Annotated in this window: 22 protein-coding genes; 15 read left to right on the forward strand and 7 right to left on the reverse strand. The window is 61.2% G+C overall.

Annotated features, from left to right (window positions below; all coding sequences use genetic code 11):
• Positions 1-28: 28 nt before the first annotated feature.
• On the reverse strand, positions 29-1,009 hold the full coding sequence (locus tag LGR64_RS11430; protein WP_016446007.1) for a tripartite tricarboxylate transporter substrate binding protein: 981 nt from the start codon (positions 1,007-1,009) through the stop codon (positions 29-31).
• A 122-nt stretch (positions 1,010-1,131) separates the two neighbouring features.
• Here LGR64_RS11430 and LGR64_RS11435 point away from each other — a divergent pair, with 122 nt between their 5' ends.
• The 9 genes from LGR64_RS11435 (at position 1,132) to LGR64_RS11475 (ending at position 9,412) form a co-directional block, all read left to right on the forward strand.
• Complete coding sequence (locus LGR64_RS11435; protein ID WP_230355465.1) at positions 1,132-1,683, forward strand: MarR family winged helix-turn-helix transcriptional regulator; 552 nt, start codon at positions 1,132-1,134, stop codon at positions 1,681-1,683.
• Positions 1,684-1,873: 190 nt separating this feature from the next.
• Positions 1,874-3,397, forward strand: coding sequence for a CoA-acylating methylmalonate-semialdehyde dehydrogenase (locus LGR64_RS11440; RefSeq protein WP_012205523.1), 1,524 nt, complete (start codon positions 1,874-1,876; stop codon positions 3,395-3,397).
• Between the two features lie 61 nt (positions 3,398-3,458).
• Entirely contained in the window at positions 3,459-3,860 is a 402-nt protein-coding gene (locus tag LGR64_RS11445) for a lysozyme inhibitor LprI family protein (protein WP_199962522.1), read from the forward strand.
• Positions 3,861-3,961: 101 nt separating this feature from the next.
• A complete protein-coding gene (locus LGR64_RS11450; RefSeq protein WP_065345865.1) occupies positions 3,962-5,128 on the forward strand; it encodes an acyl-CoA dehydrogenase family protein in 1,167 nt (388 codons plus the stop codon).
• A 23-nt stretch (positions 5,129-5,151) separates the two neighbouring features.
• Entirely contained in the window at positions 5,152-5,616 is a 465-nt protein-coding gene (locus LGR64_RS11455) for a TfoX/Sxy family protein (protein WP_230355466.1), read from the forward strand.
• Positions 5,617-5,638: 22 nt separating this feature from the next.
• The gene (locus LGR64_RS11460; RefSeq protein ID WP_230355467.1) at positions 5,639-6,133 is read left to right on the forward strand and encodes a DUF488 domain-containing protein; all 495 of its coding nucleotides are present in this window, start codon (positions 5,639-5,641) and stop codon (positions 6,131-6,133) included.
• 37 nt (positions 6,134-6,170) lie between these two features.
• On the forward strand, positions 6,171-7,067 hold the full coding sequence (gene mmsB, locus LGR64_RS11465; RefSeq protein WP_230355468.1) for a 3-hydroxyisobutyrate dehydrogenase: 897 nt from the start codon (positions 6,171-6,173) through the stop codon (positions 7,065-7,067).
• Between the two features lie 444 nt (positions 7,068-7,511).
• Entirely contained in the window at positions 7,512-8,723 is a 1,212-nt protein-coding gene (trpB, locus tag LGR64_RS11470; RefSeq protein WP_071955814.1) for a tryptophan synthase subunit beta, read from the forward strand.
• A gap of 143 nt (positions 8,724-8,866) precedes the next feature.
• The gene (locus LGR64_RS11475) at positions 8,867-9,412 is read left to right on the forward strand and encodes a PepSY domain-containing protein (protein ID WP_230355469.1); all 546 of its coding nucleotides are present in this window, start codon (positions 8,867-8,869) and stop codon (positions 9,410-9,412) included.
• 110 nt (positions 9,413-9,522) lie between these two features.
• On the opposite strand, the gene LGR64_RS11480 is transcribed toward LGR64_RS11475, so the two are convergent.
• Positions 9,523-9,900: a hypothetical protein gene (locus tag LGR64_RS11480; protein ID WP_230355470.1), complete on the reverse strand. Its 378-nt coding sequence runs from the start codon at positions 9,898-9,900 to the stop codon at positions 9,523-9,525.
• A 355-nt stretch (positions 9,901-10,255) separates the two neighbouring features.
• Between LGR64_RS11480 and LGR64_RS11485 the strand changes: the two genes are divergently transcribed.
• The 4 genes from LGR64_RS11485 to LGR64_RS11500 all read left to right on the forward strand — a co-directional run bounded on the left by LGR64_RS11485 (position 10,256) and on the right by LGR64_RS11500 (position 13,914).
• A complete protein-coding gene (locus LGR64_RS11485) occupies positions 10,256-10,942 on the forward strand; it encodes a M15 family metallopeptidase (protein WP_268868948.1) in 687 nt (228 codons plus the stop codon).
• A gap of 45 nt (positions 10,943-10,987) precedes the next feature.
• A complete protein-coding gene (locus tag LGR64_RS11490; RefSeq protein ID WP_230355472.1) occupies positions 10,988-11,680 on the forward strand; it encodes a pentapeptide repeat-containing protein in 693 nt (230 codons plus the stop codon).
• Between the two features lie 1,028 nt (positions 11,681-12,708).
• A complete protein-coding gene (locus LGR64_RS11495) occupies positions 12,709-13,011 on the forward strand; it encodes a hypothetical protein (RefSeq protein ID WP_230355473.1) in 303 nt (100 codons plus the stop codon).
• Positions 13,012-13,467: 456 nt separating this feature from the next.
• On the forward strand, positions 13,468-13,914 hold the full coding sequence (locus LGR64_RS11500) for a sel1 repeat family protein (protein ID WP_230355474.1): 447 nt from the start codon (positions 13,468-13,470) through the stop codon (positions 13,912-13,914).
• Between the two features lie 116 nt (positions 13,915-14,030).
• Here LGR64_RS11500 and LGR64_RS11505 read toward each other — a convergent pair whose 3' ends face one another.
• The 3 genes from LGR64_RS11505 to LGR64_RS11515 all read right to left on the reverse strand — a co-directional run bounded on the left by LGR64_RS11505 (position 14,031) and on the right by LGR64_RS11515 (position 19,109).
• On the reverse strand, positions 14,031-15,794 hold the full coding sequence (locus LGR64_RS11505; RefSeq protein WP_230356179.1) for a DEAD/DEAH box helicase: 1,764 nt from the start codon (positions 15,792-15,794) through the stop codon (positions 14,031-14,033).
• A 511-nt stretch (positions 15,795-16,305) separates the two neighbouring features.
• Positions 16,306-17,886, reverse strand: coding sequence for an esterase-like activity of phytase family protein (locus LGR64_RS11510; RefSeq protein WP_230355475.1), 1,581 nt, complete (start codon positions 17,884-17,886; stop codon positions 16,306-16,308).
• Positions 17,887-18,008: 122 nt separating this feature from the next.
• Positions 18,009-19,109, reverse strand: coding sequence for a porin (locus LGR64_RS11515; protein WP_043824728.1), 1,101 nt, complete (start codon positions 19,107-19,109; stop codon positions 18,009-18,011).
• Positions 19,110-19,707: 598 nt separating this feature from the next.
• Here LGR64_RS11515 and LGR64_RS11520 point away from each other — a divergent pair.
• Complete coding sequence (locus tag LGR64_RS11520) at positions 19,708-22,200, forward strand: hybrid sensor histidine kinase/response regulator (RefSeq protein WP_141832338.1); 2,493 nt, start codon at positions 19,708-19,710, stop codon at positions 22,198-22,200.
• 473 nt (positions 22,201-22,673) lie between these two features.
• Positions 22,674-23,351, forward strand: a complete 678-nt coding sequence (locus tag LGR64_RS11525) for a hypothetical protein (protein ID WP_230355477.1) — start codon at positions 22,674-22,676, stop codon at positions 23,349-23,351.
• 497 nt (positions 23,352-23,848) lie between these two features.
• Here the strand turns inward: LGR64_RS11525 and LGR64_RS11530 are convergent, their stop codons facing one another.
• Together LGR64_RS11530 and LGR64_RS11535 are read right to left on the reverse strand one after the other, a co-directional pair.
• Complete coding sequence (locus LGR64_RS11530; protein WP_034393379.1) at positions 23,849-24,802, reverse strand: LysR substrate-binding domain-containing protein; 954 nt, start codon at positions 24,800-24,802, stop codon at positions 23,849-23,851.
• 167 nt (positions 24,803-24,969) lie between these two features.
• The gene (locus tag LGR64_RS11535) at positions 24,970-26,133 is read right to left on the reverse strand and encodes an acyl-CoA dehydrogenase family protein (protein ID WP_230355478.1); all 1,164 of its coding nucleotides are present in this window, start codon (positions 26,131-26,133) and stop codon (positions 24,970-24,972) included.
• Positions 26,134-26,147: the final 14 nt, after the last annotated feature.

Raw genomic sequence — 26,147 nt, forward strand, 5'->3', positions numbered from 1 at the left:
TCCAGGGCGCCTTGGGCGCCCGTCCCGCCTACTCGGCGGTAATCCCCCGCGCCTTGACCAGATCGGCCCAGCGCCGGGCGTCCTTTTGCACCAGGGCCTTGAACTCGGCCGGCGTGCTGCCGGCCGGATCCATGCCCTGGGGCGCAAAGGCATGCCGGACTTCCTCCGACGCCAAAATCGCGCGGATCTCGCGATTGAGGGCATCGACCTGGTCCGCCGGCATGCCGGCCGGCGCAAACACGCCGTACCACATATCCACGTTCACATCGCCCGCCTTGGCCTCCTTGAGCGTGGGCACATCGGGCAGCAGCGGGTGGCGCCGCTGGCTGCCAATGCCCAGCGCACGCAGCTTGCCGGCCTTCACATGCGTCAAGGCCACATGAATGGGCAGGAACATGCATTCCACCTGGCCGCCCAGCAGGTCCGTCAGCGCCGGCCCTGTTCCGCGATAAGGGATGTGCGTGATCGATACGCCCGCCGTGCTCTTGAAAAGCTCCATCGCCATATGGTGCGGAGTGCCCACTCCCGGCGATGCGTAATTGATGCGGCCCGGCGAGGCCTTGGCGGCCTTCACCAGATCGGCCGCCGTCTGATAGGCGGAGGCCGTGGGCGTCACCAAAATCAGCTGTCCCCAGCTGGTCAGCGTTACAGGTTCGAGGTCCGTCAGCGGATTGAATGGCAATTTGGGATACAGCGATGCATTCATCACCAGGGTATTCACTGTCACCAAAAGCGTCTGGCCATTGGCGGGCGAGCGCACAACGGCCTCGGTGCCGATATTTCCAGAGGCGCCCGGCTTGTTCTCCACCACCACGGGCCGGCCCTGGCGCTTGGCGAGCAAAGGACCGATCGTTCGCGCAATCGTGTCGATTCCAGTACCCGGAGTGAATGGCACAATCAATTTCAGAGGCACACTCTCGGTACTGGCGATGGCGCCTGCTACGGGTAAACCCAATACTCCCAATCCGCTTGTCTTCAAAAATTGCCGTCTGCCAACAAAATTTCGCATGTAGACCTCTTTTGTAGTTAGCATGCAAACGCATGGTAATCATGCACCAGAATGGGCACAATTGGTGGAAATCGAATGAATACTGGACACCTCTGCAAGAATACTAGACGCATATGGACACGATGACGCCTGCACCACTGCCGCTATATCAGCGCCCTGGCTTTTTGCTGCGGCGCGCCCACCAGATTTCGGTCGGCATTTTTGAAGAGCAATGCCGCCCCCTGGGGCTGACACCGCCACAGTACGGCGCCCTGGTCCTGATCGACGCCTCCCCCGGCTCCGACCAAAGCTCCCTGGCGCGCGCCATGGGCTTTGACAAGGTGACCACGCTGCGCCTGGTGCGCGGGCTGGAAGAGCGCGAATACGTGCACCGCGCCCTGAGCACGCGTGACCGCCGCCAGCACGAACTGACGCTGACCGACAAGGGCCGCGCCCTTCTGGCTGCCAGCGTGCCGCTGGTGGACCAGGCCTACCACCGCCTGGTGTCCCCGCTGGAAGACGGCGAGCTGCAGGAACTGCTGCGCCTGCTGGCCAAGCTGGAGTCCGGCCTGGGCGCCAATGCCCGCGTGAAGCTGGAGCCGCTGCGCAAGCCCGGCGCCCGCGCCGTTCAGCCCCCTGCTCCTGTGGCTGCGCCTGCCGACGACGCCCGCCTGCCGGCCACCGGCACGGACTGAGCCGCTGACCGCCTGAACCAGCATGGCCTGCGCCTGCCGCAGGCCATGCTCTTTTTTGTGCCAGCCTGTGCAAAAACGCACATGCATACTGCAAACATCTCCATTGCTTGCGAAAAACCGCACAGCTACCATGCGATGAACGCCCGGCGCACGCATGCCGGGTTGACACCACCGCAACAGGAGACAAGCCATGAATGCATCCACGTCCGCCAAGGTTTTGGCGCCCACGGTCAAGCTGCTGATCAACGGCAAGCTGGTCGAATCCCAAAGCACCCAATGGCGCGATGTGGTCAACCCGGCCACGCAGGAAGTGCTGGCCCGTGTGCCCTTTGCCACACCCGACGAGGTCAACGCCGCCGTCGCCAACGCCAAGGAAGCCTTCAAGACCTGGCGCAAGACCCCCATTGGCCAGCGCGCCCGCATCTTCCTGAAGCTGCAGCAGCTGATCCGCGAGAACATGAAGGAGCTGGCCGCCCTGCTGACCGCAGAACAGGGCAAGACCCTGCCTGACGCGGAGGGCGACGTCTTCCGCGGCCTGGAAGTGGTGGAGCATGCGGCCAACATCGGCTCGCTGCAGCTGGGCGAGCTGGCCAACAACGTGGCCAACGGCGTGGACACCTATTCCGTGCTGCAGCCCCTGGGCGTGTGCGCAGGCATCACCCCCTTCAACTTCCCGGCCATGATTCCGCTGTGGATGTTCCCCATGGCCATTGCCACGGGCAACACCTTCGTGCTCAAGCCCTCCGAGCAGGACCCCATGGTCACCATGCGCCTGTGCGAACTGGCGCTGGAAGCCGGCATTCCGCCCGGCGTGCTGAACGTGGTCCACGGCGGCGAGGACGTGGTCAACGCCATCTGCGACCACCCCGATATCAAGGCCATCAGCTTCGTGGGTTCCACCAAGGTCGGCACCCATGTCTACAACCGTGCCAGCCTGGCCGGCAAGCGCGTGCAATGCATGATGGGCGCCAAGAACCACGCCATCGTCATGCCTGACGCCAACAAGGAGCAAACGCTCAACGCCCTGCTGGGCGCAGCCTTCGGCGCGGCAGGCCAGCGCTGCATGGCGCTGTCGGTGGCCGTGCTGGTGGGCGATGCGCAAAAGTGGATTCCCGAGCTGGTCGAAAAATCCAAGACCCTCAAGGTCAGCGGCGGCACCGAGCCCGGCACCGACGTGGGCCCGCTGGTGTCCTGCGCCGCGCTGTCCCGCGTGGAAAGCCTGATCGAACGCGGCCTGGCCGACGGCGCCAAGCTGGAACTGGACGGCCGCAAGCCCCAGGTGGCTGGCTACGACAAAGGCAACTTCGTCGGCCCCACCGTGTTCAGCGGCGTCAAGCCCGGCATGAGCGTGTATGACCAGGAAATCTTCGGCCCCGTGCTGTGCCTGGCGGCTGCCGACAGCCTGGACGAGGCCATCGAGTTCATCAACGCCAACCCCAACGGCAACGGCACGGCCATCTTCACGCAGTCGGGCGCCGCGGCGCGCAAGTTCCAGGAAGACATCGACGTGGGCCAGGTCGGCATCAACGTGCCGATTCCCGTGCCGGTTCCGCTGTTCTCCTTCACGGGCAGCCGCGCCTCCAAGCTGGGTGACCTGGGCCCCTACGGCAAGCAGGTCGTGCTGTTCTACACGCAGACCAAGACCGTCACGGCGCGCTGGTTCGACGACAGCACCACCAGCCAGGGCGTGAACACCACCATCAGCCTGCGCTGATGCACGGGTGGGCGGGCCTGGATTGATCCGGGGCAGGCCCCGGCTCTGGGATGATGGCGGCATGCGTTTTCCAATGACCGCCTTCCTCTCCCGGGGCCTGGGTGCCGCCTTGCTGACCACCCTGGCCGCCCTGCCCCTGACCCTTCACGCGCAGGCCGGTGCAGCCTGCGACCCGGCCTCCACCGCCGCTGCCAGCCGCAATGCCTGCGCGGTCCAGGCCTTCCAGGAGGCCGACACCGCGCTCAACATCCGCTACCTGGACGTCATGCAGCAACTGCCCCAGGGCAAGCGCACGGGCCTGCGCCACGACCAGAACGGCTGGATCAAGGGCCGCACGGCACGCTGCAAGGCCGCTACGCGCGACAGCGAAACCCAGCCCGAGGGACCGCGCCTGTACCACGAATGCCTCACGGCCGCGACACAGGAGCGCATGCAGGCGCTGGAGCGCTGGCTGCAGCACTGACCGCCGCACGCCCCCACAGGCATCGACAGGCGCCCACAGGCCCCGAAAGCCCCCCCAGAACAACAAGGGCCCCAGAGCCCAACGCAGGAGACAAGCCAGCCATGGACTTCGAACTCAACGACGACCAGCGCGCCTTTGCCGAATCGGCCCGCGCCTTTGCCCAGGCCGAACTCGCGCCCCATGCCGCGCACTGGGACCGTGAATCCATCTTCCCGCGCGAGGCCATCGCCAAGGCGGGCGAACTGGGCTTTTGCGGCCTGTACGCGCCCGAGAACGCCGGCGGCCTGCAGCTGCCGCGCCTGGACGCCACCATGGTCTTCGAGGAACTGGCAGCCGTCGATCCCTCCACCACCGCCTTCATCACCATCCACAACATGGCCACCTGGATGCTGGGCACCTGGGCCACCGACGCCGTGCGCGCCGAATGGGGCGAGGCCCTGACCAGCGGCCGCAAGCTGGCCAGCTACTGCCTGACCGAGCCCGGCGCGGGCTCGGACGCCGGCTCGCTCAAGACCCGGGCCGAGCTGGCGGGGCATGAATACATCATCAACGGCGCCAAGGCCTTCATCAGCGGCGCGGGCAGCACCGACATGCTGGTGCTGATGGCCAGAACGGGCGACGCCGGCTCTGGCGCCAGCGGCATCTCCGCCTTTGCCGTGCCCGCCGACCTGCCCGGGATCAGCTACGGCAAGAAGGAAGAGAAGATGGGCTGGAACAGCCAGCCCACGCGCGTCATCAGCTTCGACAACGTGCGCATTCCCGCGCACAACCTGCTGGGCCGCGAGGGCGAAGGCTTCAAGATCGCCATGAAGGGCCTGGACGGCGGACGCATCAACATCGCCACCTGCTCCGTGGGCGCCGCCCAGGGCGCGCTCACCCAGGCCCAGCAGTACATGCACGAGCGCAAGCAGTTCGGCAAGCCCATTGCCAGCTTCCAGGCCCTGCAGTTCAAGCTGGCCGACATGGCCACCGAACTCGTGGCCGCGCGCCAGATGGTGCGCCTGGCCGCCTCCAAGCTCGATGCCGGCGCGCGCGACGCCTCCACCTACTGCGCCATGGCCAAGCGCTTTGCCACCGACGCCGGCTTCATGGTCTGCAACGAAGCCCTGCAACTGCACGGCGGCTACGGCTACATCCGCGAATACCCGCTGGAGCGCCTCATGCGCGATGCCCGCGTGCACCAGATCCTCGAAGGCACGAACGAAATCATGCGCGTCATCATCGCGCGGCGCATGCTGGAAGGCGATGCGCCCGACATGATCCGCTGATCCATCCACATCCAGCCCACGCCATGCCCGCCCGCCCGCTCTCCGACACCACGCTGCACCTCATAGACGCCGTGCGCGAAGCCCTGGCCGGCTGCGACGACGTGCAGGAAAAGCGCATGTTCGGCTGCCATGTCTTCATGGTCAACGGCAAGCTGTGCCTGGGCGTGGAAGACGACGAACTGCTGGTGCGCCTGCCGCCTTCGCAGCACGCCGCCGTGGCCGAGACGCCGGGCCTGCGCCCGCTCTCATCCAAGAGCCAGATGGACGGCTACTTCTTCATCGGCCCCGCCGCCTACGCCACGCGCCAGCAGTGGCAGCACTGGATTGCCCAGGCCCTGGCCTTCAACCCCCACGCCAAGGCCACGCCCCCGAAAAAGCGCAAGACCCAGGCCAGCGAACCCGCGCCCGCCGACGCAAACACGCCGCCAGCGCCGCCCGCCCCGGCCGGGCGCCGCACACGCAAGCACCCCATCTTCGGCGCCGAATAAGCCCCCTTTGCAGGAGAGCCCCATGCCCATCCGCATCGTCCAGCTAGGCAGCCCCCGCCACGCCGATGAAGGCCTGCGCATAGGCACCGTGCGCCGCCCGCCGCGCGGCGTGCCCAAGGCCGAATTCGCCAGCCGCGACTACTACGACGTCTGGTACCCCGAACTCTCGCCCCAGCCCGACACCATGCACACCGCGCTCGAATCGCACCGGCTGCAGGACCACGGCCAGCAGGCCGAGGCAGACAAGCTCTGGCAGCAGTTCGTGCGCAAATTCCGCAAGGAAATGGCCGAGCCCGCCGCCAGCCGCACCCTGGACCTGCTGGCCGCCCTCTCGCAGCACAGCGCCTTCGCCATCGGCTGCTACTGCGAGCAGGAGGCGCGCTGCCATCGCGGCATCCTGCGCTCCCTGCTCAAAGAACGCGGCGCCGACATTGCGAACGGCGGCATTGCGGACGGCGACATGGACACCGGCGACATGAACCCCGGCGAAAAGTACACCGGCGACACGGTCCACTGAGACACACCACAAGCTTCACAACACAGGAGACAAGTACATGCAGATCGCATTCATCGGACTCGGCAACATGGGCGGCCCCATGGCCATCAACCTGCACAAGGCCGGCCACACGGTCAAGGCCTTCGACCTCTCCAAGGACGCCTGCGCCAAGGTCGCCGCCGAAGGCGTGACCATTGCCCCCAGCGCCGAAGACGCCGTGCAGGGCGCCGAAGCCGTGGTCTCCATGCTGCCCGCCAGCCAACACGTGGAAGGCCTCTTCCTCGGCCGTGACGGCGCGGCCGGCCTGCTGCAGCGCATTGCCAAGGGCGCGCTCATCATCGACAGCTCCACCATCGCCGCCGCCACCAGCCAAAAGGTCGCCAAGGCCGCCGAAGCCGCAGGCATTGCCTTCATCGACGCCCCCGTCTCCGGCGGCACGGGCGGCGCCATTGCAGGCACCCTCACCTTCATGGTCGGCGGCAGCGACGCCGACCTCGAACGCGCCCGCCCCCTGCTCGAAAAAATGGGCGCCAACATCTTCCACGCCGGCGCCGTGGGCGCGGGCCAGACCGCCAAGATCTGCAACAACATGCTGCTGGGCATCCTCATGATCGGCACCAGCGAAGCCATCGCCCTGGGCGTGGCCAACGGCCTGGACCCCAAGGTCCTCAGCGAAATCATGCGCCGCAGCTCGGGCGGTAACTGGGCCCTGGAAAAATACAACCCCTTCCCCGGCGTCCACGAAAACGCCCCCGCCTCCAAGAACTACGCTGGCGGCTTCGGCACCGACCTCATGCTCAAGGACCTGGGCCTGGCCCAGGAAAACGCCATGGCCGTCAAGGCCTCCACGCCCCTGGGCGGCATGGCCCGCGCCATGTACGCCATGCACTCCATCGCAGGCAACGGCGCCCTGGACTTCTCCAGCGTCATCCGCTCCCTGCAAAAGAACGGCTGACCGCCAGGCTCAGGCCAGCGGCCGATGCCCCCGCGCCCGCACCCCTGAATCCCGTATGCCCGCGCCTGCGTCGGGCCGCCTGCGGGGTTGCAGTCCTGCCGCAGGACAGGACTGCCTCGTCATCTGACTCGCCGTGATGTTTGAGTGAAGCGCGCAGCGCGCAACGAGTTTCACGGCGAACCCCGCAGGCGGCCCGACGCAGGTTGCCCCGCAGCGCAGCGAAGGGGTCGCGGGCATTCGGGCGCGTTTCTTTGCCTACTTTCTTGCCGCGCGGCAAGAAAGTCGGTCGGCCGCCGGGCCGAAACCCGGCCTCGAAAAACAACCACCCGGCAGGGTCAAAAACAAGAAACCCCGACCGGGGTTTTCTCTCTTCAGACCCATGGCAGCCCTACGTAAGCTGCCACCGCCACCATCAGCCATTCCACAGAACACCCGCCAGCAACCATGACCACTACACCCCCCACCTTCGCCCCCATGCCCACAGCAGAAGGCTACTTCGGCCCCTACGGCGGCCAGTTGGTCCCGCCCCACCTCAAGCAGGCCATGGACGACATCAACACCGCCTACGCCGAAATCACCAAACGCCAAGACTTCCAGCAGGAACTGGCCCAGCTCTTCGCCGACTACGTGGGCCGCCCCAGCCCCATCTTCCACGCGCGGCGCCTGTCGGAGCAGCTGGGCGGCGCACAGATCCACCTCAAGCGCGAAGACCTCAACCACACCGGCGCCCACAAGATCAACCACTGCCTGGGCGAGGCCCTGCTGGCCAAGTTCATGGGCAAGAAGAAGGTCATCGCAGAAACCGGCGCCGGCCAGCACGGCGTGGCCCTGGCCACGGCCTGCGCGCTGGTGGGCATTCCCTGCGAGATCCACATGGGCCAGGTGGACATCGAGAAGGAACACCCCAACGTCACCAAGATGCGCATCCTGGGCTGCAAGCTCGTGCCCGTGACGCGCGGCGCGGCCACGCTCAAGGAAGCCGTGGACAGCGCCTTCGAGGAATACCTCACCAACCCCACCGACTACATCTACGCCATCGGCTCCGTGGTCGGCCCCCACCCGTTCCCGATGATGGTGCGCGACTTCCAGAGCATCATCGGCCGCGAGGCGCGCGAGCAATTCCAGGCCAGGCACGGCAAGCTGCCCGACCATGTGGCAGCCTGCGTGGGCGGTGGATCCAACGCCATGGGCATCTTCACGGCCTTCCTGGGCGATGCCTCGGTCAAGCTCGTCGGCGTGGAGCCCTCGGGCGAAGGCACGGACAAGCCCGGCCGCCACGCAGCCACCCTCAGCATGGGCAAGCCCGGCGAAATCCACGGCATGAAGTGCTACGTGCTGGAAAACGCGGACGGCACGCCCGCTGCCGTGCACAGCATTGCCTCGGGCCTGGACTATCCCGGCGTGGGCCCGCAGCACAGCTACCTCAAGGACCTGGGCCGCGTGCAGTACGAATCCGTCACCGACAAGGAATGCCTGGACGCCTTCATGCAGCTGTCGCGCGTGGAAGGCATCATCCCCGCGCTGGAAAGCGCCCACGCCGTGGCCTGGGCCATGCGCGTGGCGCCCGGCCTGCCCAAGGACCAGCACATCCTCATCAACCTCTCGGGCCGGGGCGACAAGGACGCCGACTACGTGGCCAAGGTGCTGGGCCTCTGAACGCAGAGCTTGCGCTGGATCAAACCGCAGCACACCGGAGGGGGCAAAGGGCGCCCTCTCCGACAACCGCTCTCCGGGACGGTGGAGACAATGGCCCCGACCGTTGTCTTGTCCAACCCCATTCCCGGAAGGAGCCCACACCCATGAAGCCTGCCCCGTTCGCACGCACTGCCGCCCTCTCCATCGCCCTGGCCCTGACCTGCGCCACCGCTGCCCTGCCCGTCGCCGCCAAATCAGTGGCCGAATGGCAGACCATCACCAGCCAGGCCAAGATCCCGCTGGAACAGGCCATCACCCGCGCCACCCAGGCCGTGCCCGGCAAGGCCATCGAAGCCCAGCTGGACGACGGCGACGGCATGGGCCCGCGCTACGAAATCGAAGTCATCACCCCGGCCGGCGACAGCGTGGAAGTCTGGGTCAACGCCATCACCGGCCAGGCCGCCCAGCACAAGAACGACGGCGCCGCCAAGCGCAAGGACCGCCAGCGCCTGGAAAAGGCCAAGTCCACCATTGAGCAGGCCATCCAGGCCGCCACCCGCCACACCCCGGGCACGCCCGTCAGCGCGGAACTGGACTCCCACTGGGGCCAGACCAGCTACCAGGTCGAAGTGCTGCAGGCCAACGGCACGCTCATGGAAGTCAAGATCGACGCCGTGGGCGGCGAAGTCATCCGGGCCAAGAAGGACTGATCCACCGCCCCAACCCGGCAGTGCGCTTCAGCATGAGGCGCGCTTTTTTTTCGCCCATTTTTTGCCTCGCTCCCGCCATATCCGCAGGCCATCCGCGCCTGCAGCACTCCTCAGGCCAACGCTACCGACACCCCCTCATCCGCAAACCGCTTCGCAGCCCTGAGCAGATAGCTCACGGCATAAAGAATGGGGTCGTCGGCCTCATCGCCATTGAGATGCTCCACCACCTCAATGGCATAGCCCAGATTCACCGCCGTGTCGTGCAGCAAGCCCACCAGTTCCCTATCTTCCGGCTCCAGCGACTGCGCCTGATCGGCCTTCACGTAGTAGATGCGCAGCAGATCCCGGCACACGCAATTGATGGCCGTGACCTTGTGGCGAGCGTGCAGGTCCAGCACATCCAGCGCAGCGCCCATGTGCAGGACGGCGTCTATGGCGAGGTCTTCGAGTTTGGGTGGGGATGTGGTGGCGGGGGTTGGCTGGGGCATTGGAGTCCTGTCGAGAGGGTCCCGGTCCCAGAGCCACTGCACGCAGTGGAAGCGAGAGAACCGGACAGCGAAGCTTCCGGCTTTACCAAGTCTCTGTCTGCCACCTGTAGTTGGAATTTTGTAAAGAGGCAGGGAAGACAGAAGCTGATACGAGGCCAAGCCTTCGGTCTGCCTTCAAGCAGTGCAAGATGTTGGGGGTTGCGCCGGGGGATGCGGTGGGTGAAGTGGACAAGCGAGTGGAAAAGCGTGAAAGTGGTACCTAGTGAAGGACTGCTGCCGGCCAGAAGCGGCCGCACAAAATACACTGCTAACGGCAAAACAAGACCAAATGACTCCAAAATAAATTGAAAGACATATGCTAAATGACCTAGAGCTTACTGGCAGATCACGCACTCATGTCACCCAGTTTGATGAACCCCGATTCGCGGCCCAACTAGATGCCGGACATGCATTTCTTGCAATGCGCAACGACGCAAAAAAAGCAGGAATAGATCTACTACCTTTTAGTTCGTTTAGAGATTTTCGGACTCAACTGAGAATTTGGAACGGGAAATTTTCCGGGAAAAAACCTCTGTATGACATCAATGGTGTTCCTCGCGACAAGGCAAATTTAGATGACGCTCAGATCATTGACTGCATTCTCAACTGGTCTGCTCTACCTGGAGGAAGCCGCCATCAGTGGGGCACAGAAATCGATGTAGTTGATGGCGCCGCGATGCCTGTAGGCTATGAACCTAAGCTACTTCCAGAAGAGACCGTGAAAGGTGGAGTATTTCACCCACTGCATCTTTGGCTCGATGAGAACATTGCCAAGTACGGATTTTTTCGACCCTACAAATTTTTTAAAGGTGGGATGTATCCTGAGCCTTGGCATCTTAGCTACGCACCGTTGTCAACAAAGGCCCTGAAGCAGGTCTCTCCAGAATTATTACGGGATGCCGTTATAGATGCGGAAATTTTAGGAAAGGCGCTTGTCCTGGAGCGAATTTCTGAAATCTATGAACAACACATTCTGAATATTGTTTCACCAGATGAGCAGTAGCTGTTTGAAACTGCTGGTGGGGGCACGAAGGACTGCTCAGGTCATTTGGCAGCAATCGCCAAGGTGCCCCTGTTATGTAAGGCCTGCGAGGCATCGCGGAACTCCACGCCAGCTGCTGAACACAGCAAACGAAAATTCATAATACGCTCTAATCAAAATAGTGCTATAGAAGCAAAATCAATGCAAAAGAATAGCTCCCCATTCATTGAACCAAAACCAGGCCATTGTCTTGAGGACGGCATAGCTGATTTTTTTAATAAAATTAACGACAACAGCCTGATTGAAATAGTTTCAATGAAATTGAAACATGCAAATGTCTCCAATGTTAAATTCCCTGAGTTTAATGTAATGGAGTTCATGACATTTGATGTGATGTTTCAAGGGTGTAATTTTGAGAGCTACGATATTGGTGGTTCTTGGATAAAAAATTGCGTTTTCATTGAATGCAATTTCATCAACACCGAACTGGTAAAGGCAAATATATCTGACAGCGAAATAATTAATTCAAATTTAAATAAATCGAATTTCGCCAACGCGGAGATTTTCAACACCGTATTCAAAAACGTCTACTTTGAAGAGGCAAATTTGCAAGGCACAGTCTTTTTTGATTGTGATTTGCGAGGCATCGATTTTAAAAAGACAAAATTAGGCTACACACGGTTTGTGAGGTGTCTATTGGATGAGCATGTAAAATGCTTGCCTGGTGTTGAGCTAGCGACGTACCCCGGTGTTCAATAGTTCTATGTTTTTATGTGACGATCTATCGAAAAACCCCGCTTCGTGCATCGGCAATTTTAGCCCGCCTTAATACATAACGACTCACACAAGCTTTAGATCATTTTAAACCATTGATATAAAAGTAAATCACATACTAATGCCAGACCTTTTTTGCAGACATTGTTCCAGGAGTCTCTGCTGCGGGATTTTTTCTCAACCAGAGTTCAAATCAGTTCGATGAAGTAATAGCCAAAGCCAGCCGTTGGAATAGATCCATAATTCAGCTCGGTCAGGCTGTTGATACTGTAGAGGGGTGGTTGCTTGTCGATGATTTTCAACTAGGTTCGCCAGATATGGAGTGCATGAAAGAGAAATATCTTTAAAGCGCCGCTCGCTATATTTTGGGAAATGTGCAGTTAAAGTTCACTTCGATGAAAACGGCCTTATTGACCTCATCGTAGTCGGCAAAGGCTACAAAGGGTCTCTTAACAAAGATATCAGAGTGGGAGATGATCTACGCTTTGTGTCAAAACATTTTTAAATCGAATATGACAGCGTGGAAGAAATACATTTCCCAGTTGATGAGGAAATTGCCAATCTTATTTATTTCTATGCAGAAGAAGAAAGTCTAGACGACTCTCCCAATCAAAGAATTGATAGAATCTTTATTTCAAGGCCATAGCAACTAGATGACCAAAATCGCACTTGGATGCGGATTCAATAACAAATTCGAACATCTAAAATGGGGATCTTGCCAGCAGCGAGCAATAAGCACAGACCGGTGATCATGCGCCTCCTACGCCCTATATCACTCGCTCCATCCACCTCAGCTTCCCAGAAAACGCCTCCAAAGCCGCGTGAAGTCCCGACATTGAACCACCGACGAGCATGGTGGTGCGTACCAGTCGTTGCAGCAACCTAAAGCTTATCCAGTGGCACTGCTCTAAAACGACAGCGCTGCTGGGCGGCATCAGCGTCTCTTGGAATGGCCCTTCGTTTGCGCGGTGGCCAAGCATTCCTGACGCATAGAATTTCACTCTAATTCTTGTGTGTGGCTGACGCTGCAATTGGCACCAGAACACGCCAACCCTTTTTTTCGTGCAATGTCGATTTGCAGACAACTTGAACTCTTTTTTCTAAAACTCCACGGTCTGAAGACGCCCAACCTGATTAAAGTGGAACAGCGCATTGTTCGACTATTATTTTTGGATTTATTCGAACAGCAGTTAACTGTGTTCTCTTCTGCCTTTTTTCTTTCATCAAAAATTCATCTGCAGATCTCTTTATTTCTTGCAAATCTTGGATTGGTGGCGAATTTTTCTCACCAGCAGACGTGGAGCCAGAAATCATGATCCCCACCAAAATAAAGAAGATTCTCGTCATTGTCTTTGCACAGTTGATTTACGGCGGTCTCAAATATGAAGTGCAACACCTGAGCCTTAGGTAACGTGTACGAATGACTTCACCATACACACACTGACAATCAGAAGATTGCCTGGCCTTGGCATCCCTAGTGCGTCTGAGCCGGGGTGCAGCGTTCAGGAGCCTTGCCATGCGAACGCCAGGCGACAGATACCCCTCGGCAACGCTGCTCCGTGCAAACGCACAGCTGCCGCACATCGGCAACTTCGGCGGCTCGGCGTATCCCATCGGTCTGGGGTTCATGGGCTGAAGCCTTCCACGAGGGGCCTGCACCGCCGATTCGAATCAGCCTATGGGTGGCCCTGAGGGCGCCTTTGAAAATTCCGAATTTTCAGGGATCGGGATTGCGAAGACGATGGGGCCACTCAGTTCAAGTGGAGACAAAAATGCGATTCGAATTCCGCCCAATTGCCACCCCAATTGCCACGCTGGCCCGGCATGCACGGCATGGCTTGTTCATCGCAGCGGCCCTGTCGGGCGCGCTGGCGCAGGCGGCACCGCTGCCGTTTGACATGGCCACCACGTCCGAGCAGCGGTTTCAACTGGCCCTGGAGGCGCAGACTGCGGGTGACTACGCCTCCATGCTCGCGTTGCTGCGCCAGGCGGCCCGGGATGGCGAGCCACAAGCCCAGGAAACACTGGCATGGATTCTTCTGGCAGGCCCAACCCTGTATGGCACCGCGGTGAAAGCGGATCGCTGTGAAGCAGTGCACTGGCTGCGGCAAGCCGTTGCAACAGGGAATCAAACGGCCAAAAGCCAACTGGATTTCCTGAACCGCCTGCGCAATGCGCCGAGTGGCAAGATGGCGTGCACATCCGAGTGGGAAGGGTGATAGGCACAACATCCTTTTCGGATCGCAGCGCCATCCTCAAGAATGCGCTGCGGGCACAACGCTACTGGGACCACGCCTGGAGCACTGACCACCTCACGACGGACTTGTGCCCGTCCTCACCCCGCATCCACCAGCGCCTTCGCAAACGCCCCTTCTCCCGCCACAGTCAATACCAGTTTTTGTGTCGCCCGCGTCGCAGCCACATAGAACAGTTTGGCCTCGTCCGCCGCATCTTCTCCTTCACGCGGCATCTGCCCCACTCCTGCAACGGCCACGACCGGGAACTCCAATCCCTTGCTGGCGTGCATTGTCATCACTTTGATGGTGTCGGCCAGTGGATCGAAGTCACCTGACCGATGTCGCACGCGATGCGGCAGTTTTCGGCGGCCAAGTGCCAGGGCGCACTGGTTCATGGAGTCGTGATCGCGGCACAGGATGGCCATGTCACCCCAGGCGTGGCCTTCCTGATGCGCCGCAGCCAGCAGCTCGGCGATCTTGGCGGGTTCGTCCCGCACGCTCGGCAGGCGCACGATCAGCGGCTCCTGCCCTTCGCGGCCGCAGCTGATGGGTTGCACCAGCGGAACACCGTCCTCATCCTGGGCATTGGGTTGCAGGAACTCGGCGGCGACGCGGTTGGCAATTTGCAGAATCTGCCTGGTGTTGCGGTAGTTGATCTTGAGAATGGTCGTGCGCCCAGAGGCCTGGATTCCCACGCTTTTGAAGCTGAACCCACGCGCCTTGCTCTTGCCATAGATGTTCTGGGCGCTGTCGTACAGGATCAACAGGCTGTTGGTCTCAGGGTCCACCATCTGGGTGACGAGCTTGAGCCATTCAGGCTGAAAGTCGTGCCCCTCGTCGACCATCACGGCCTGGTACTGCCCGGACGGAATCTGTTGCCGGTCCACGCCGCGAATTACAAACTCCACCATCTGATCAAACATGCCTGGGCCCTGAGCGGGTAGCGTCTGACCATAGGCCACCAACTGCTGGCGACACCACTTGTGGAAGTTGCGGGCATGCACCCGGTCGGCCAGGCCCTTGGCCGCAAACCAGGCATTGAGCTTCACTGCCAAGGGCTCGTTGTAGCAGAGCACGAGGATGGGCTTGGTCGAAGCGGTCTTGGCCAGGTGTTCCGCACGATAGCCAAGAATCATGGTCTTGCCTGAGCCGGCAACTCCGTGGATCACGCGATGCCCATCGCCCAGGCTGCGCGCGAGTTGCTCTTGCTGCAAGTCCATGACGCGCATGATGTCCGGCAACTCGTCCGCGTCTTCCGGCAGAAGGCTGCCTTGCACCGGAACACGCACCTGCGGGAACATGATCCACCGCGTGCGCTCGAGCTGCGGCACCGACATGGCTTTGCCGAAAGCGTGGGGGAACATGTTCCACAGGCGCTGCTGAAAAGCCTCCGCATCAACGGATTCCAGCATCTCGTCCTTGCAGATGACCAGATGCGCATCAATCGTCTGGTCCAGTGCAGATTCTTCAAACTGCTTGCGCGTGATGTTGGTGAACACCACGCCGCTGCCCCAGGGAAATGCCAGCTTTCCCTGATGAGGGCCTTCGCCGTGAATGAGTTGCTGATCCCGCTCCAGTGCATTGACCACTTGAATGGCGCAGTGTCGCGCCTGAGCTGCCGGATTGATGACGACCTTGGGCCTTCCATCCACGATGAGCGTCCAGGCCTGTTTGGTCGCCTCTTGAACCGTCTCGAGCCGCCAGTCCTTGGTCTCAAGAATCAGAACGCCCCTGCGTGGATGAATGACGACAAAGTCAGGATGCGTCTGCTTGGGACCGATGGGCACGTCATACCAGAGCATGTAATCGTCTTCGAGCTTTTGCTCCAAACGCTCGGCCAGCCGTCGCTCGCCAGGCGTCATGCGCCCAACGCACGCCCCCATCGCAGGAATCAGTACCGCCACTTTCTTCTCCTCCACAGAGCGGCTGAGGATACCGCACGCGCTGTCTCTTCAGGAATTCGATGACTGGCCAATCCCAAGCCACCGAAAATCCGGGAGGGATTCTGAACAGCTCACTGCTCACTGTTGAATTTCCTCGATTCACGGGGAAACCAGTATGGAATTTGAAGGCGCTTCTGAAATGGCCAAGCAGATGGGGATTTGATTGTGAAAGTGCTTGGCTCGGACGTATGCCTGTCATCTACGCACTCAACGACTACCGCTTTGGGCAATGCCGGAACACTGCCGAAGGTCGAAAGGACCAGTCATTGCGGCAAGCCCACACTTGCGCCGCAACGGCGGCGCCGCTCCGTGCAGATGCCAGAGGAGGCGACATCAGCGTTGCGGCCCGTCGCAGCGCCTTCGCGCTGGACGAACCGCCCTGGATCGCCGTGGCCCCGTTGTCTTGCCTATGCCATGCAGTCGCAGTCGTTCAGGGAGCGCCGTATTCGCTCAGCTTCTTGCTGAACCCAAAGGTCCACAGTCGCTGCGTGCGATCGTTGACGTCATTGGTGGTAAAGCGCAGGCTCGCCGCACCCTTGGCGCATTGGCCGTCGTTCACAATCTTGCCTTCAGCGTCCACCATGCATTTGGTGACGTCCGAGCCTTCGATGTCCTTGCCGCTGGCGTCCAGCACGGCCAGCGAAACACCGAAGTCGGTGTCGTTGGTCAGCGCCAACGTGTAGTCATCGACCAGTGCCAGGCCTTCGGCCTTCTCGGCCACCCAGCCGGTGGCGTTCAGGTTGAAGAGCCGGGTCTTCTTGAGCGTCACGACCTTGGAATAGTCCGAGCCATTGACCGGCTTGCCAGTCAGGCTGCTCTTTTCCAGCTCGGAGCCCAGCGCGGTGATGTCGGTGGCGTTGGCCGGAAACTCGATCAAAACCAGGTCGTTGAAGACTTTTTTGTCCTTGCCCGTGCCTTGCTCGATGGCGACGAACTTCCCCTTGCCCAGTGAAACCACATCACCCAGCTTGGCATTGCCGGTCTTGCCCTGGCTGTACCAGCTGCTGTCCACGGGCAAGGCAAACAGGCGGGTTTTCTCGGTGGTCGGGTCAAACTCCACCCAGCGCACAAAGCGGGCGTAGTCGCGCACGTTCTCCAGCTTGCCAGTGGCGTCGGCAACGGCAGCGGTGGTGTAGTCGGCCTTGCCGTCGTCCAGAGGGCTTTGCAGGAAACCGTGCAGCTTGCCGCTGGCAGCATCAATGCTCAGCCCCTCCATGCCACGGTTGGCGCGGCGCTTGGCGAGAATGGCCGGCAGATCGGCCGCGCCAGTGCCGGGCCCGTATCTCTTCTGGATGATGCCGGTCGCCGGGTCGATCTTCACGATGAAGGGTCCGTATTCGTCGGACACCCACAGCACATTGCGTGCGGCATCCACCACCACGGATTCTGTGTCCAGGCCGAATTCGCTGTAGCCCTTGGCCTTGCCGGGATAGGTGAAGGAGTCGTCCAGGACTTGCTCGCCCGTGTTGCCTGTGATGCCCCGTGGCTGCACGCGGCCGTTGGCATTCTGTGTGGCGCTGAATCTGAGCGGCAGGGTGGAGACGAGCCTGGCTCCGTCTTTTCCGAGGGCGATCACGCCGATGGACGGAGTGAAGTTGGGCGAGGGAAACACCGTGGAACTGGCAAAGCCCGCGGGATTGGAGCCGTCGGTGATCTGCGTGACCGGGCCGGTGGTCGCGTTCGGGCCGCGATCGGTGATGGCGTAGAACTCCAGCGTGCCGTCGGCACGCCTGCCCTTCAAGGCCAGCCCCGAACCGTAGGCTGGCAGAAAGCCCTTGGGGAAATCGGCCTTGGTGGCGGGGTGTTGGCCTTCGTAGGGGAAATAGAACCTGTCGTCGAACTGGACGTCCTGGCGCGTGACGATGGCGCGAATGCTGCCGACGCCGGTGGTCTGCATCACCGTCTCGGAGCCGGCGACTTGGAGCGGGCGGGTGTCGGCGCAGGCGCTCAGCAAGGCAGCCGCGGCGGCGATCACTGCCATCAGGCTGGAAGAAGAAGTGGGGGGGCGCATGGCGAGTAGATCTTGAGAAGAAGAGGCAAGCCTGATAGGCAGATCGGCAGATCGGCAGGCCCTGCGTGGCAAGGGCCTGCCCAGCCTTGAAGGCTTCGTTTCTGGAAAAGGCGCTGTGCCGCTCAGAACGAGTGGCTGATGCCCAGATCCACACCGGTCGAGCCGGCGTTGGCCACACCCGCAGGGCCGCCGATCAGGCCGACGCTGGCGCCGTTCTTGTTGTTGACACGCGCCAGCCCTGCGTACAGAGAGGTGCGCTTGGAGAAGTCGTAGACATATCCGATCGAATACTTGTCGGCCTTGCCGCCGCTGCGCGTGAGGGCAGAGGCGTTGCCGCTGAACTTGGCGCTGGCGTACTTGACGCGCAAGCTGCCTTGCCCCATGGGGATGGTTGCGCCCAGGTAGAAACCGTCCACCTTCCCGGAGGTTGCGCCGTTGACGGGCTCCCACTTCAGGCTGTTGTATCCGCCATTGAGCAGGAAACTGCCGAAGTTGTACGAGGCGCCCAGTACCAGGTCTTCGAGATCGCTGGTTGCGGCGATGGCGCTGGGCGAAGCCACGGCTGCGGTGCCGTCGATCCTGCCGTAGCCGATACCCACGTTCAGCGGGCCCGAGCGATAGCCCAGGTTGCCGCCTATGTACCTGCGGGCCTTGCTTGCGCCAGAGCCAGAGGCGTTCTCGTCGCCAAAGGAAACCGAGAACTGGCCATAGACACCGCCCAGGTCGCTCGGCAGGAAGTAGCCCACGGCGTTGCTGATGCGCGTGCGGTCGACCACGCCGCTTTGGCTGGCGGCGTTGTAGGCAGTCTGGCGGATCGTCTGGAACAGATTGGCCTGCACACCGGTGGTGGTGTCAGGGCCCGCGAAAGCGGTGAAGATGTTGTAGCTGGGGGTGTAGTCGCGACCCAGCCGGATTTCACCCCAGGAATTGTTGCTCAGCCCGATCGTGGAGCGGCGCTCGAAGCCAAGGGAGCCGCTGCTGCCGCCAGTGCCGACATCGGGGTTGAGGCCGCCTTCAAGCCAGAGCTGAGCTCTGTTGCCGCCGCCCAGGTCCTCCGTGCCGCGCAATCCAAGCAAGCTGGTCTTGCCTTGGCTGGAGTTCAGTGCATTGAGCCTGTTGCTGCCGGACTTGGCAATGGTGACGCCGACGTCCACCACACCAAAAATGGTGACGGAAGATTGTGCCAAGGCCAAGCTGGAAGAAGAGGCGAAGAATGTGCCCATCGCGAGTCCCAGAATGCGCGAGCACGTTTTTTGATTTTTCATTGGCGAGATACGAACTGAACTTATTAATGAGAATGACGGTAGCCTCCTGCCACCGCTGCGGGAACTCTAGGCAACACATAAGTATTCTTCGTGACAGCTGTGCTGTGTGACATGAAAGTCACAGCAGCGGCGGTGCCTGCGGCACGTTTCCTGCAGGGAAGCCCCATCGCCGCCACCCTTCAGCCATGGCCTGCACGACGGGGCAGATAATTCATTGCCGATTTGTTTGATTCATATTCGAGAAATTGGCGGAAATATGCATCCTTTTGCCATTTTCTCAATAAGATTTTCGACTTCCATATTTTCAATGGCACATTTCGAGCGTTCGTCGACCGATTCATCGGTCATTGGGGACCCAAATTCAGCCCATTGCACGGCCAATTCAACCCAATAGTCCCTGGGAGGCCGAAAGCTCACAAGAATTGCCGCACCGAGGACTACAGCCTCAACATCGGTCGCACCAGCAGTCACAGCTATGATCCCCAGGCAGCATCGCCGTCCCCGCCAGCGGCGAGTTGCCCCCTCTCCTCCACCCAACGCCCCGCCCCATTCCCCCATGATCCAAGCGTCTGACGAGATTGCCCTGCTTCGGGCTGAAAACGCCCGGCTGCGGGCGCAGCTGGCGATTGCCACGGCGGGCCATGCCAGCGCCGTGCAGGGCGCGGGCACCAGCGATAAGGACCCCTTCGATGCGCAGGTGGCAGACCAAAAGACGCTGTTTTCGGATTTCATTGAGCATCTGCCGATAGGCCTGTGCCTGGTGAGCAAGGGCGGCAAGGTGCTGATGTCCAACCCGGCCTACCGCCATTTCCTGCCGGAGACCCCCATCCCTTCGCTGCTGTCGGCCGAGGAAGACCGGGGGCGCTGGCGCAGTTGGGACAAGGATGGCAAGCCCGTCCCCCGCGACCAGTTTGTGGCTGCCCGCGCGTTCCGCGGGGAGCTGGTGGTGCCGGGTGTTGACTGCGTCTATGACACGCCCCAGGGGCTCGAAGTATGGACGCGCGTGTTCGGGGTGCCGCTGCGCAATGCAGACAAGGAAGTCGTGGCCACGGCCATCGCCATTCTGGACATCGATGCGGAACGGCGGGCGCTGGACCTGTTGCGCCAGAGCGAGGAGCGGCTGGATGCGCTGGTGCGGTCCTCGTCGGAAGTGCGCTACTCCATCAGTGCGGACTGGAGCGAGCTGCACCAGCTGGCAGGCGGCGGGTTCATCCCCGACACGCAGGCGTCCAACACGAACTGGCTGGAAGATTACATCCCCCCGGAGGACCGCGACCTTGTGCGCGCGGAGATCGCGCGGGCCATCCGCACGAAGACCGACTACGTGATCGAGCACCGGGTGAACCGGGTCGATGGCAGCGTGGGCTGGGCGTTCTCGCGCGCCGTGCCGCTGTTCGATGCCGCAGGCGCCATCACCGGCTGGCTGGGAGCGGCCTCCGACATCACCGAGCGCAAGCAGGCCCAGGCCGCGCTGGAGCGCTTGAATGCCACGCTGGAGGAACAGGTGGCAGAGCGCACGGCCGACCGCAACGCGCTGTGGCAGCTGTCATCCGACATCATGATGCGCTGCACGTTCGAGGGCATCATCACTGCGGTCAACCCGGCCTGGACCGAGGTATTGGGCTGGCGTGAAGACGAGCTGCTGGGCACGACGCTTTTTCATCTCATCCATCCGGAGGATCTGGCGCGCACCATCCAGGACACGCAGGAGCTGGCCACAGGCATGGCGCATGCCAGGTTTGACAACCGGTATCGCCATCGGGACGGGAGCTACCGCTGGATCTCCTGGTCCACGCGTTCGGCGGCAGGCCGCATCAACGCGGTGGGCCGCGACATCACCTCCGAAATGGCCAAGGCCGAAGCGCTGGCCAAGGCGCAGGAGCAACTGCGCCAGTCGCAGAAGATGGAGGCGGTGGGCCAGTTGACGGGCGGCCTTGCGCACGACTTCAACAACCTGCTGGCGGCCGTCATGGGCAATCTGGAGCTGCTGCAGCGGATGTTGGCGCGCGGCCAGGTGGACAACCTCACGCGCTTCATCCATGGAGCGCAGGGGGCGGTGCGGCGCGCCGCCACGCTCACGCAGCGGCTGCTTGCGTTCTCGCGCCGGCAGATCCTGGACTCCAAGCCCACCGATATGGCCGCGCTCCTGGCCGATTGGGAGGACCTGCTGCGAAGGACGGTGGGCGCCAGCGTGGACATAGACATCGTGCCGGCAGCCCATCTGTGGCATGTGCAAATCGATGGAACGCAGCTTGAGAACGCCATCCTGAACCTGTGCATCAACGCCCGCGATGCCATGCCCGAAGGCGGCCGGCTGACCATCAGGACAGCCAATATCGAGCTTGAAGAGGCGGCAGCCCGGGAGTGGGACCTTCCGCCGGGCGGCTATGTGTCGCTGTGCGTCACCGACACGGGTACCGGCATGTCGGAGCAGACCATTGCGCGCGCCTTCGAGCCGTTCTACACCACCAAGCCGGTGGGCCATGGAACAGGGTTGGGGCTGTCGATGATCTACGGCTTCGCGCGGCAATCGGGAGGAGCGGTCAGAATCTTCTCCCAGCCGGGCCAGGGCACCACGGTCTGCCTGTATCTGCCCAGGTGCGACGCCACGCCCGTTGCAGAACGCGCGGTCGATGCGGCAAGGCAGGTGGTGGTTCCTGCCCAAAGGACCTTGCTGGTGGTGGATGACGAAGCCCCGATCCGCCATCTCATCGACGAGGCGCTTGTCGATCTGGGCTACACGGTGCTTGCCGTGGCCGATGCAGCCGCCGCGCTGCAGGTACTGCGCGCCGGAACCCGGGTGGACATGCTGATCACGGACATGAGGCTTCGCGGCGGAATGAACGGCAAGCAGCTTGCCGACGAGGCTCGCCTGGCCCGTTCCGACCTGCCGGTGCTCTTCATCACCGGATTCACCGAGGCATCTCCGCTCAGCCAGGAAAACCTGCACCCCGGTACGCAGCTTCTGACCAAGCCGTTCACATTGGATGCGCTGGCGCTCAAGGTGGCGGAGATTCTGGGCAGTACCGACGCTGTGCCATCGGACTGAGTTGCGCGGCTGGCGCCGTGGTGACCCGCAGATTCCGGGCGCCTGTCTCGCAGCTCAAACCCGGCCATATCGCATCTCCCTCGGCCCTCGTAGTGGCTATGTGGGCAGACTCGATCGCCGACGACAGAGGGGCACTGCCAAAGCGGCAAGAGCACTCGGATGTACGGCACTAGGAACTTACGGATTCATCAAGCTTGCGAATCAGCGCAAGCCTTGCTCATCAGGCCATCCGAATGCGTGTGTTTAGACCTTTGATCGTCAATTCACGTCAATTCCTAGGAAGTATCTTATTTTTAAGAACAAACAGAAAACGACAGCAGTCTGCACTTGATCTGAAAATTCGAAAGAACTTAGACTAATAGCGCCACTCACTGCCATGTGGCAGCAAAGGCTATTAACATTTCAGCACAGAGGGAACTATGCTAAGTAAAATTCTCACCGGATCCATACTTGTTCTCGGTTCAATATCTGCAATGGCTCAAGATTTTTTGATAGGGAATGAGGAAATTGAAAAGAACGGCATGCCAATGGTCGCCAGAAGTATTTCTGGCAGCATGGCTGGAATGAATGGTACTGTGACCATAAATCTAGTCAAGCTATCAAATGGATCGTATCTCTACGAAACCACCAATCAAAATGATGAAGCAATTGAATTCAACAAGAGGTTGTGTGAAATGTACGGAGACAAAAATCCAGAATCTCCTGGAAAAATGGTAATTGGTAGCGATGAAAGGAATATACCCCTTCATTGTGAACCGTCTTCCCTTCAAAAGGAAATGTCATTTAAGCAACATTCCAACTACTATTACATGCCCGGTGGCCAATGGGACTACAGACCTGTTCTATCTCTAAGCTACGACCCTTACCCACGTGCTGGTTCATATACAAGAGTATCTGCAAGTGCAGGAGTTGACTTTTCTGTCGCGAGAGGTGGCGATCTTTCACTCGCCGTTGGAGTTCGAGGAATTCCAAATTGCTATAACAATGGTTTCACCATGGCTGGTAGCATTCCAGTAGCAAATTTGCAAGTCGCAGTTCTGTGCTACATGTACCCCCATTTGGCCGGCACAGGGGGAAAGGCCGTTTCTGCTCGAGCAGTTTCGGAAAGCAAATACTCGGCCAGTGAAAATGGGATAATGGAAATCTATTGAAGCAACAATAAACCAAGTGTATGACACCAGGAAGCCATGGTGCCTTCTTCAGCCTAAAACAGAAGAAAGTACCATGGCAACCCGTCTTTGATGATGGTGCCCGCACAACGCCGCACATCCGCGCATAACTCCAGCCAGTATCCGGCCATCAACGGCTTTGGCCAATTACTTCACAGGCCGCTGATATGAAAAAACCATGTCAAGATCCAGTTTTTTGCGCAGTATGTTGGCTGGCGCAGTCTTGCTGGTCACCGCATGCGGCGACGCAAAAAACGCAACCGCTTGCGAAAACCATGACCTTAATCTGGTTCGGACGAATGTACTGAAAAAACTGAAATAGAAGTTTCCTCAGTACGCATTCGATATCACCAAGGTGACGTTTTCTCCGGGAGAAAAAGTGCCTTTTTGGTACGTGGAGGCCATCACCCAATCGAATGGTAAGGAGCTGGTGGTTTTCGCCATGCACTACTGCGAAGGGTCTGTAGAGGTGACAGCCCTCAACCCCTACCACCCTTGACGGCGGTGGATGCCATCGCCCTCACCCTCTCAATAAACGCCTGCAGCACCGCCGCAGGCTGGTCCGCCCGCCAGGCCATGACAGCGGGCGTCATGGCCTGCTGCGGACCGCGCAGCGGCACGAACACCACGCCGTTCATTCCCACGCGCTGCATGCAGCTGGGCACCAGGGCCACGCCCTGCTCTGCCGAGACCAGGGCCATGACGGTGAGCCACTGGCGCGCCGCGTGGCGGGTATGGGGGTGGATGCCGGCCTGCTGCAGGCAGGCGATGACGTTGTCGTAGTTGGCTGGAGCCACTTCGCGGGCGAACATGACGAAGGTGTCGCGGGCCAGTTCGCGCAGGTCGATGGCGGGCTGCTGCGCCAGCGCATGCGTGGCGGGCAGGCAGCAGACAAAGGGTTCCTCGCCAATCGACAGGGTCTGCAGGCCGTCTGGCGGGGTGCCTATGTTGAGAAAGCCGCAGTCGATCTGGCCGCTGGCAATGGCCTGCAGTTGCTCGCGCGTGGACATTTCATGCAGGCAGACTTCGACCAGGGGGCGCTCTGCGCGGAAGGCGCGGCAGAAATCCGGCACCTGGCGGTAGACCATGGAGCCGGTGATGCCTACGTCCAGTCGGCCCTGCATGCCTTCGGCCACGCCGCGCACCACGTCGGCCGCGTGCTGCAGTTGGGCGAGCACCTTGCGTGCCTCGACCAGGAAGGCCTCGCCTGCGGGGGTGAGGCGCACGTTCTTGGCGTCGCGGTCCATGAGGCTGGCGCCCAGGTCCTGCTCCAGGGTCTTGAGCGCCATGCTCAGCGGCGGCTGGGTGATGCACAGGCGCTGGGCCGCGCGGCCGAAGTGGCGTTCCTCGGCCAGGGCGACGAAATAGCGCAGCAGGTGGGTCTTCATGAGAGGCGGCGGATGGGGAGCAAGCGAGATGGCATCTTGCACCATGGCTACCTCTGAAATACAGATTGATAAATCATGGGACTTCAGATGGTTCGCAGCCACAAAACCCGCGCACCTCAACTTTGAGACACCGAGGAAGGGCCGCCCCGCACCGAGGGTGTCGTCCCCCTCCGCGCAGCGAGAAGGGGGAAGGCGCGAAGCGACTCAGGGGGTCAATACGATTTAGGCAAGCCCAATACCTTTTCGGCGATGAAGCACATGATCAATTGGGGGCTGACGGGCGCCAGGCGCGGGATCCAGGATTCGCGCATGTAGCGCTCCACGTGGTATTCCTTGGCGTAGCCCATGCCGCCGTGCGTGAAGATGGCGGTTTCGCAGGCCTTGGCGCAGGCTTCGGCCGCCAGGTACTTGGCGGCGTTGGCCTCGGCGCCGCAGGGCAGCCCCCTGTCGTAGAGGAAGGCGGCCTTTTGCACCATGAGGTGGGCCGCCTCAAGCCCCATCCAGGCCTGGGCGAGCGGGTGCTGTATGCCCTGGTTCTGGCCGATGGGGCGGTCGAAGACCACGCGCTCCTTGGCGTACTGGGTGGCACGCGCCAGGGCGGCGCGGCCCAGGCCCACGGCCTCGGCGGCGATGAGGATGCGCTCAGGGTTGAGGCCGTGCAGGATGTACGAGAAGCCCTTGCCCTCTTCGCCGATGCGGTCCTCGGCGGGGATGCGCAGGCCGTCGATGAACAGCTGGTTGGTGTCCACGCATTTGCGGCCCAGCTTGTCGATCTCGCGCACTTCGATGCGTTCGCGGTCCAGGTCGGTGTAGAACAGGCTCAGGCCTTCCGTGCCCTTGCACTCTTCCACGGGCTTGGTGCGTACCAGCAGCAGGATCTTGTTGGCGACCTGGGCGGTGGAGATGAAGACTTTCTGGCCATGGACCACGTAGACGTCGCCATCGCGCACGGCGCGGGTCTGCAGCTTGAGGGTGTTGAGGCCCGCATTGGGCTCGGTGACGCCGAAGCAGGCCTTGTCCGTGCCCGCGATCAGCGGGGGCAGCCAGCGGCGTTTTTGCTCGCCCGTGCCGAAGACGACGACGGGGTGCAGGCCGAAGATGTTCATGTGCACGGCCGAGGCGCCCGACAGGCCCGCGCCCGTGGCCGAGATGGTGTGCATCATCAGCGCCGCTTCGCTGATGCCCAGGCCGGCGCCGCCAAACTCTTCGGGCATGGCAATGCCCAGCCAGCCCGCGTCGGCCAGGGCCTTGTGGAAGTCATGCGGGAAGCCGCCTTCATGGTCCTTGTGCAGCCAGTAGTCGGCATCGAAGGGTGCGCAGGCGCGCTCGACGGCGTCGCGTATCTGTTCCTGTTCTTCGTTCCACAGAAAGTCCATGGTGAGTTCTCCGT

It is taken from the genome of Delftia sp. Lp-1 (assembly GCF_020523835.1).
Lineage (GTDB): Bacteria > Pseudomonadota > Gammaproteobacteria > Burkholderiales > Burkholderiaceae_C > Comamonas > Comamonas acidovorans.

Excerpts from the sequence above, each read along its gene's own strand:
- LGR64_RS11430 (WP_016446007.1), bottom strand. The coding sequence starts at position 1,009 with ATGCGAAATTTTGTTGGCAGACGGCAATTTTTGAAGACAAGCGGATTG.
- LGR64_RS11435 (WP_230355465.1), top strand. The coding sequence starts at position 1,132 with ATGACGCCTGCACCACTGCCGCTATATCAGCGCCCTGGCTTTTTGCTG.
- LGR64_RS11440 (WP_012205523.1), top strand. The coding sequence starts at position 1,874 with ATGAATGCATCCACGTCCGCCAAGGTTTTGGCGCCCACGGTCAAGCTG.
- LGR64_RS11445 (WP_199962522.1), top strand. The coding sequence starts at position 3,459 with ATGCGTTTTCCAATGACCGCCTTCCTCTCCCGGGGCCTGGGTGCCGCC.
- LGR64_RS11450 (WP_065345865.1), top strand. The coding sequence starts at position 3,962 with ATGGACTTCGAACTCAACGACGACCAGCGCGCCTTTGCCGAATCGGCC.
- LGR64_RS11455 (WP_230355466.1), top strand. The coding sequence starts at position 5,152 with ATGCCCGCCCGCCCGCTCTCCGACACCACGCTGCACCTCATAGACGCC.
- LGR64_RS11460 (WP_230355467.1), top strand. The coding sequence starts at position 5,639 with ATGCCCATCCGCATCGTCCAGCTAGGCAGCCCCCGCCACGCCGATGAA.
- mmsB (WP_230355468.1), top strand. The coding sequence starts at position 6,171 with ATGCAGATCGCATTCATCGGACTCGGCAACATGGGCGGCCCCATGGCC.
- trpB (WP_071955814.1), top strand. The coding sequence starts at position 7,512 with ATGACCACTACACCCCCCACCTTCGCCCCCATGCCCACAGCAGAAGGC.
- LGR64_RS11475 (WP_230355469.1), top strand. The coding sequence starts at position 8,867 with ATGAAGCCTGCCCCGTTCGCACGCACTGCCGCCCTCTCCATCGCCCTG.
- LGR64_RS11480 (WP_230355470.1), bottom strand. The coding sequence starts at position 9,900 with ATGCCCCAGCCAACCCCCGCCACCACATCCCCACCCAAACTCGAAGAC.
- LGR64_RS11485 (WP_268868948.1), top strand. The coding sequence starts at position 10,256 with ATGCTAAATGACCTAGAGCTTACTGGCAGATCACGCACTCATGTCACC.
- LGR64_RS11500 (WP_230355474.1), top strand. The coding sequence starts at position 13,468 with ATGCGATTCGAATTCCGCCCAATTGCCACCCCAATTGCCACGCTGGCC.
- LGR64_RS11505 (WP_230356179.1), bottom strand. The coding sequence starts at position 15,794 with ATGACGCCTGGCGAGCGACGGCTGGCCGAGCGTTTGGAGCAAAAGCTC.
- LGR64_RS11510 (WP_230355475.1), bottom strand. The coding sequence starts at position 17,886 with ATGCGCCCCCCCACTTCTTCTTCCAGCCTGATGGCAGTGATCGCCGCC.
- LGR64_RS11515 (WP_043824728.1), bottom strand. The coding sequence starts at position 19,109 with ATGGGCACATTCTTCGCCTCTTCTTCCAGCTTGGCCTTGGCACAATCT.
- LGR64_RS11520 (WP_141832338.1), top strand. The coding sequence starts at position 19,708 with ATGATCCAAGCGTCTGACGAGATTGCCCTGCTTCGGGCTGAAAACGCC.
- LGR64_RS11525 (WP_230355477.1), top strand. The coding sequence starts at position 22,674 with ATGGCTCAAGATTTTTTGATAGGGAATGAGGAAATTGAAAAGAACGGC.
- LGR64_RS11530 (WP_034393379.1), bottom strand. The coding sequence starts at position 24,802 with ATGGTGCAAGATGCCATCTCGCTTGCTCCCCATCCGCCGCCTCTCATG.
- LGR64_RS11535 (WP_230355478.1), bottom strand. The coding sequence starts at position 26,133 with ATGGACTTTCTGTGGAACGAAGAACAGGAACAGATACGCGACGCCGTC.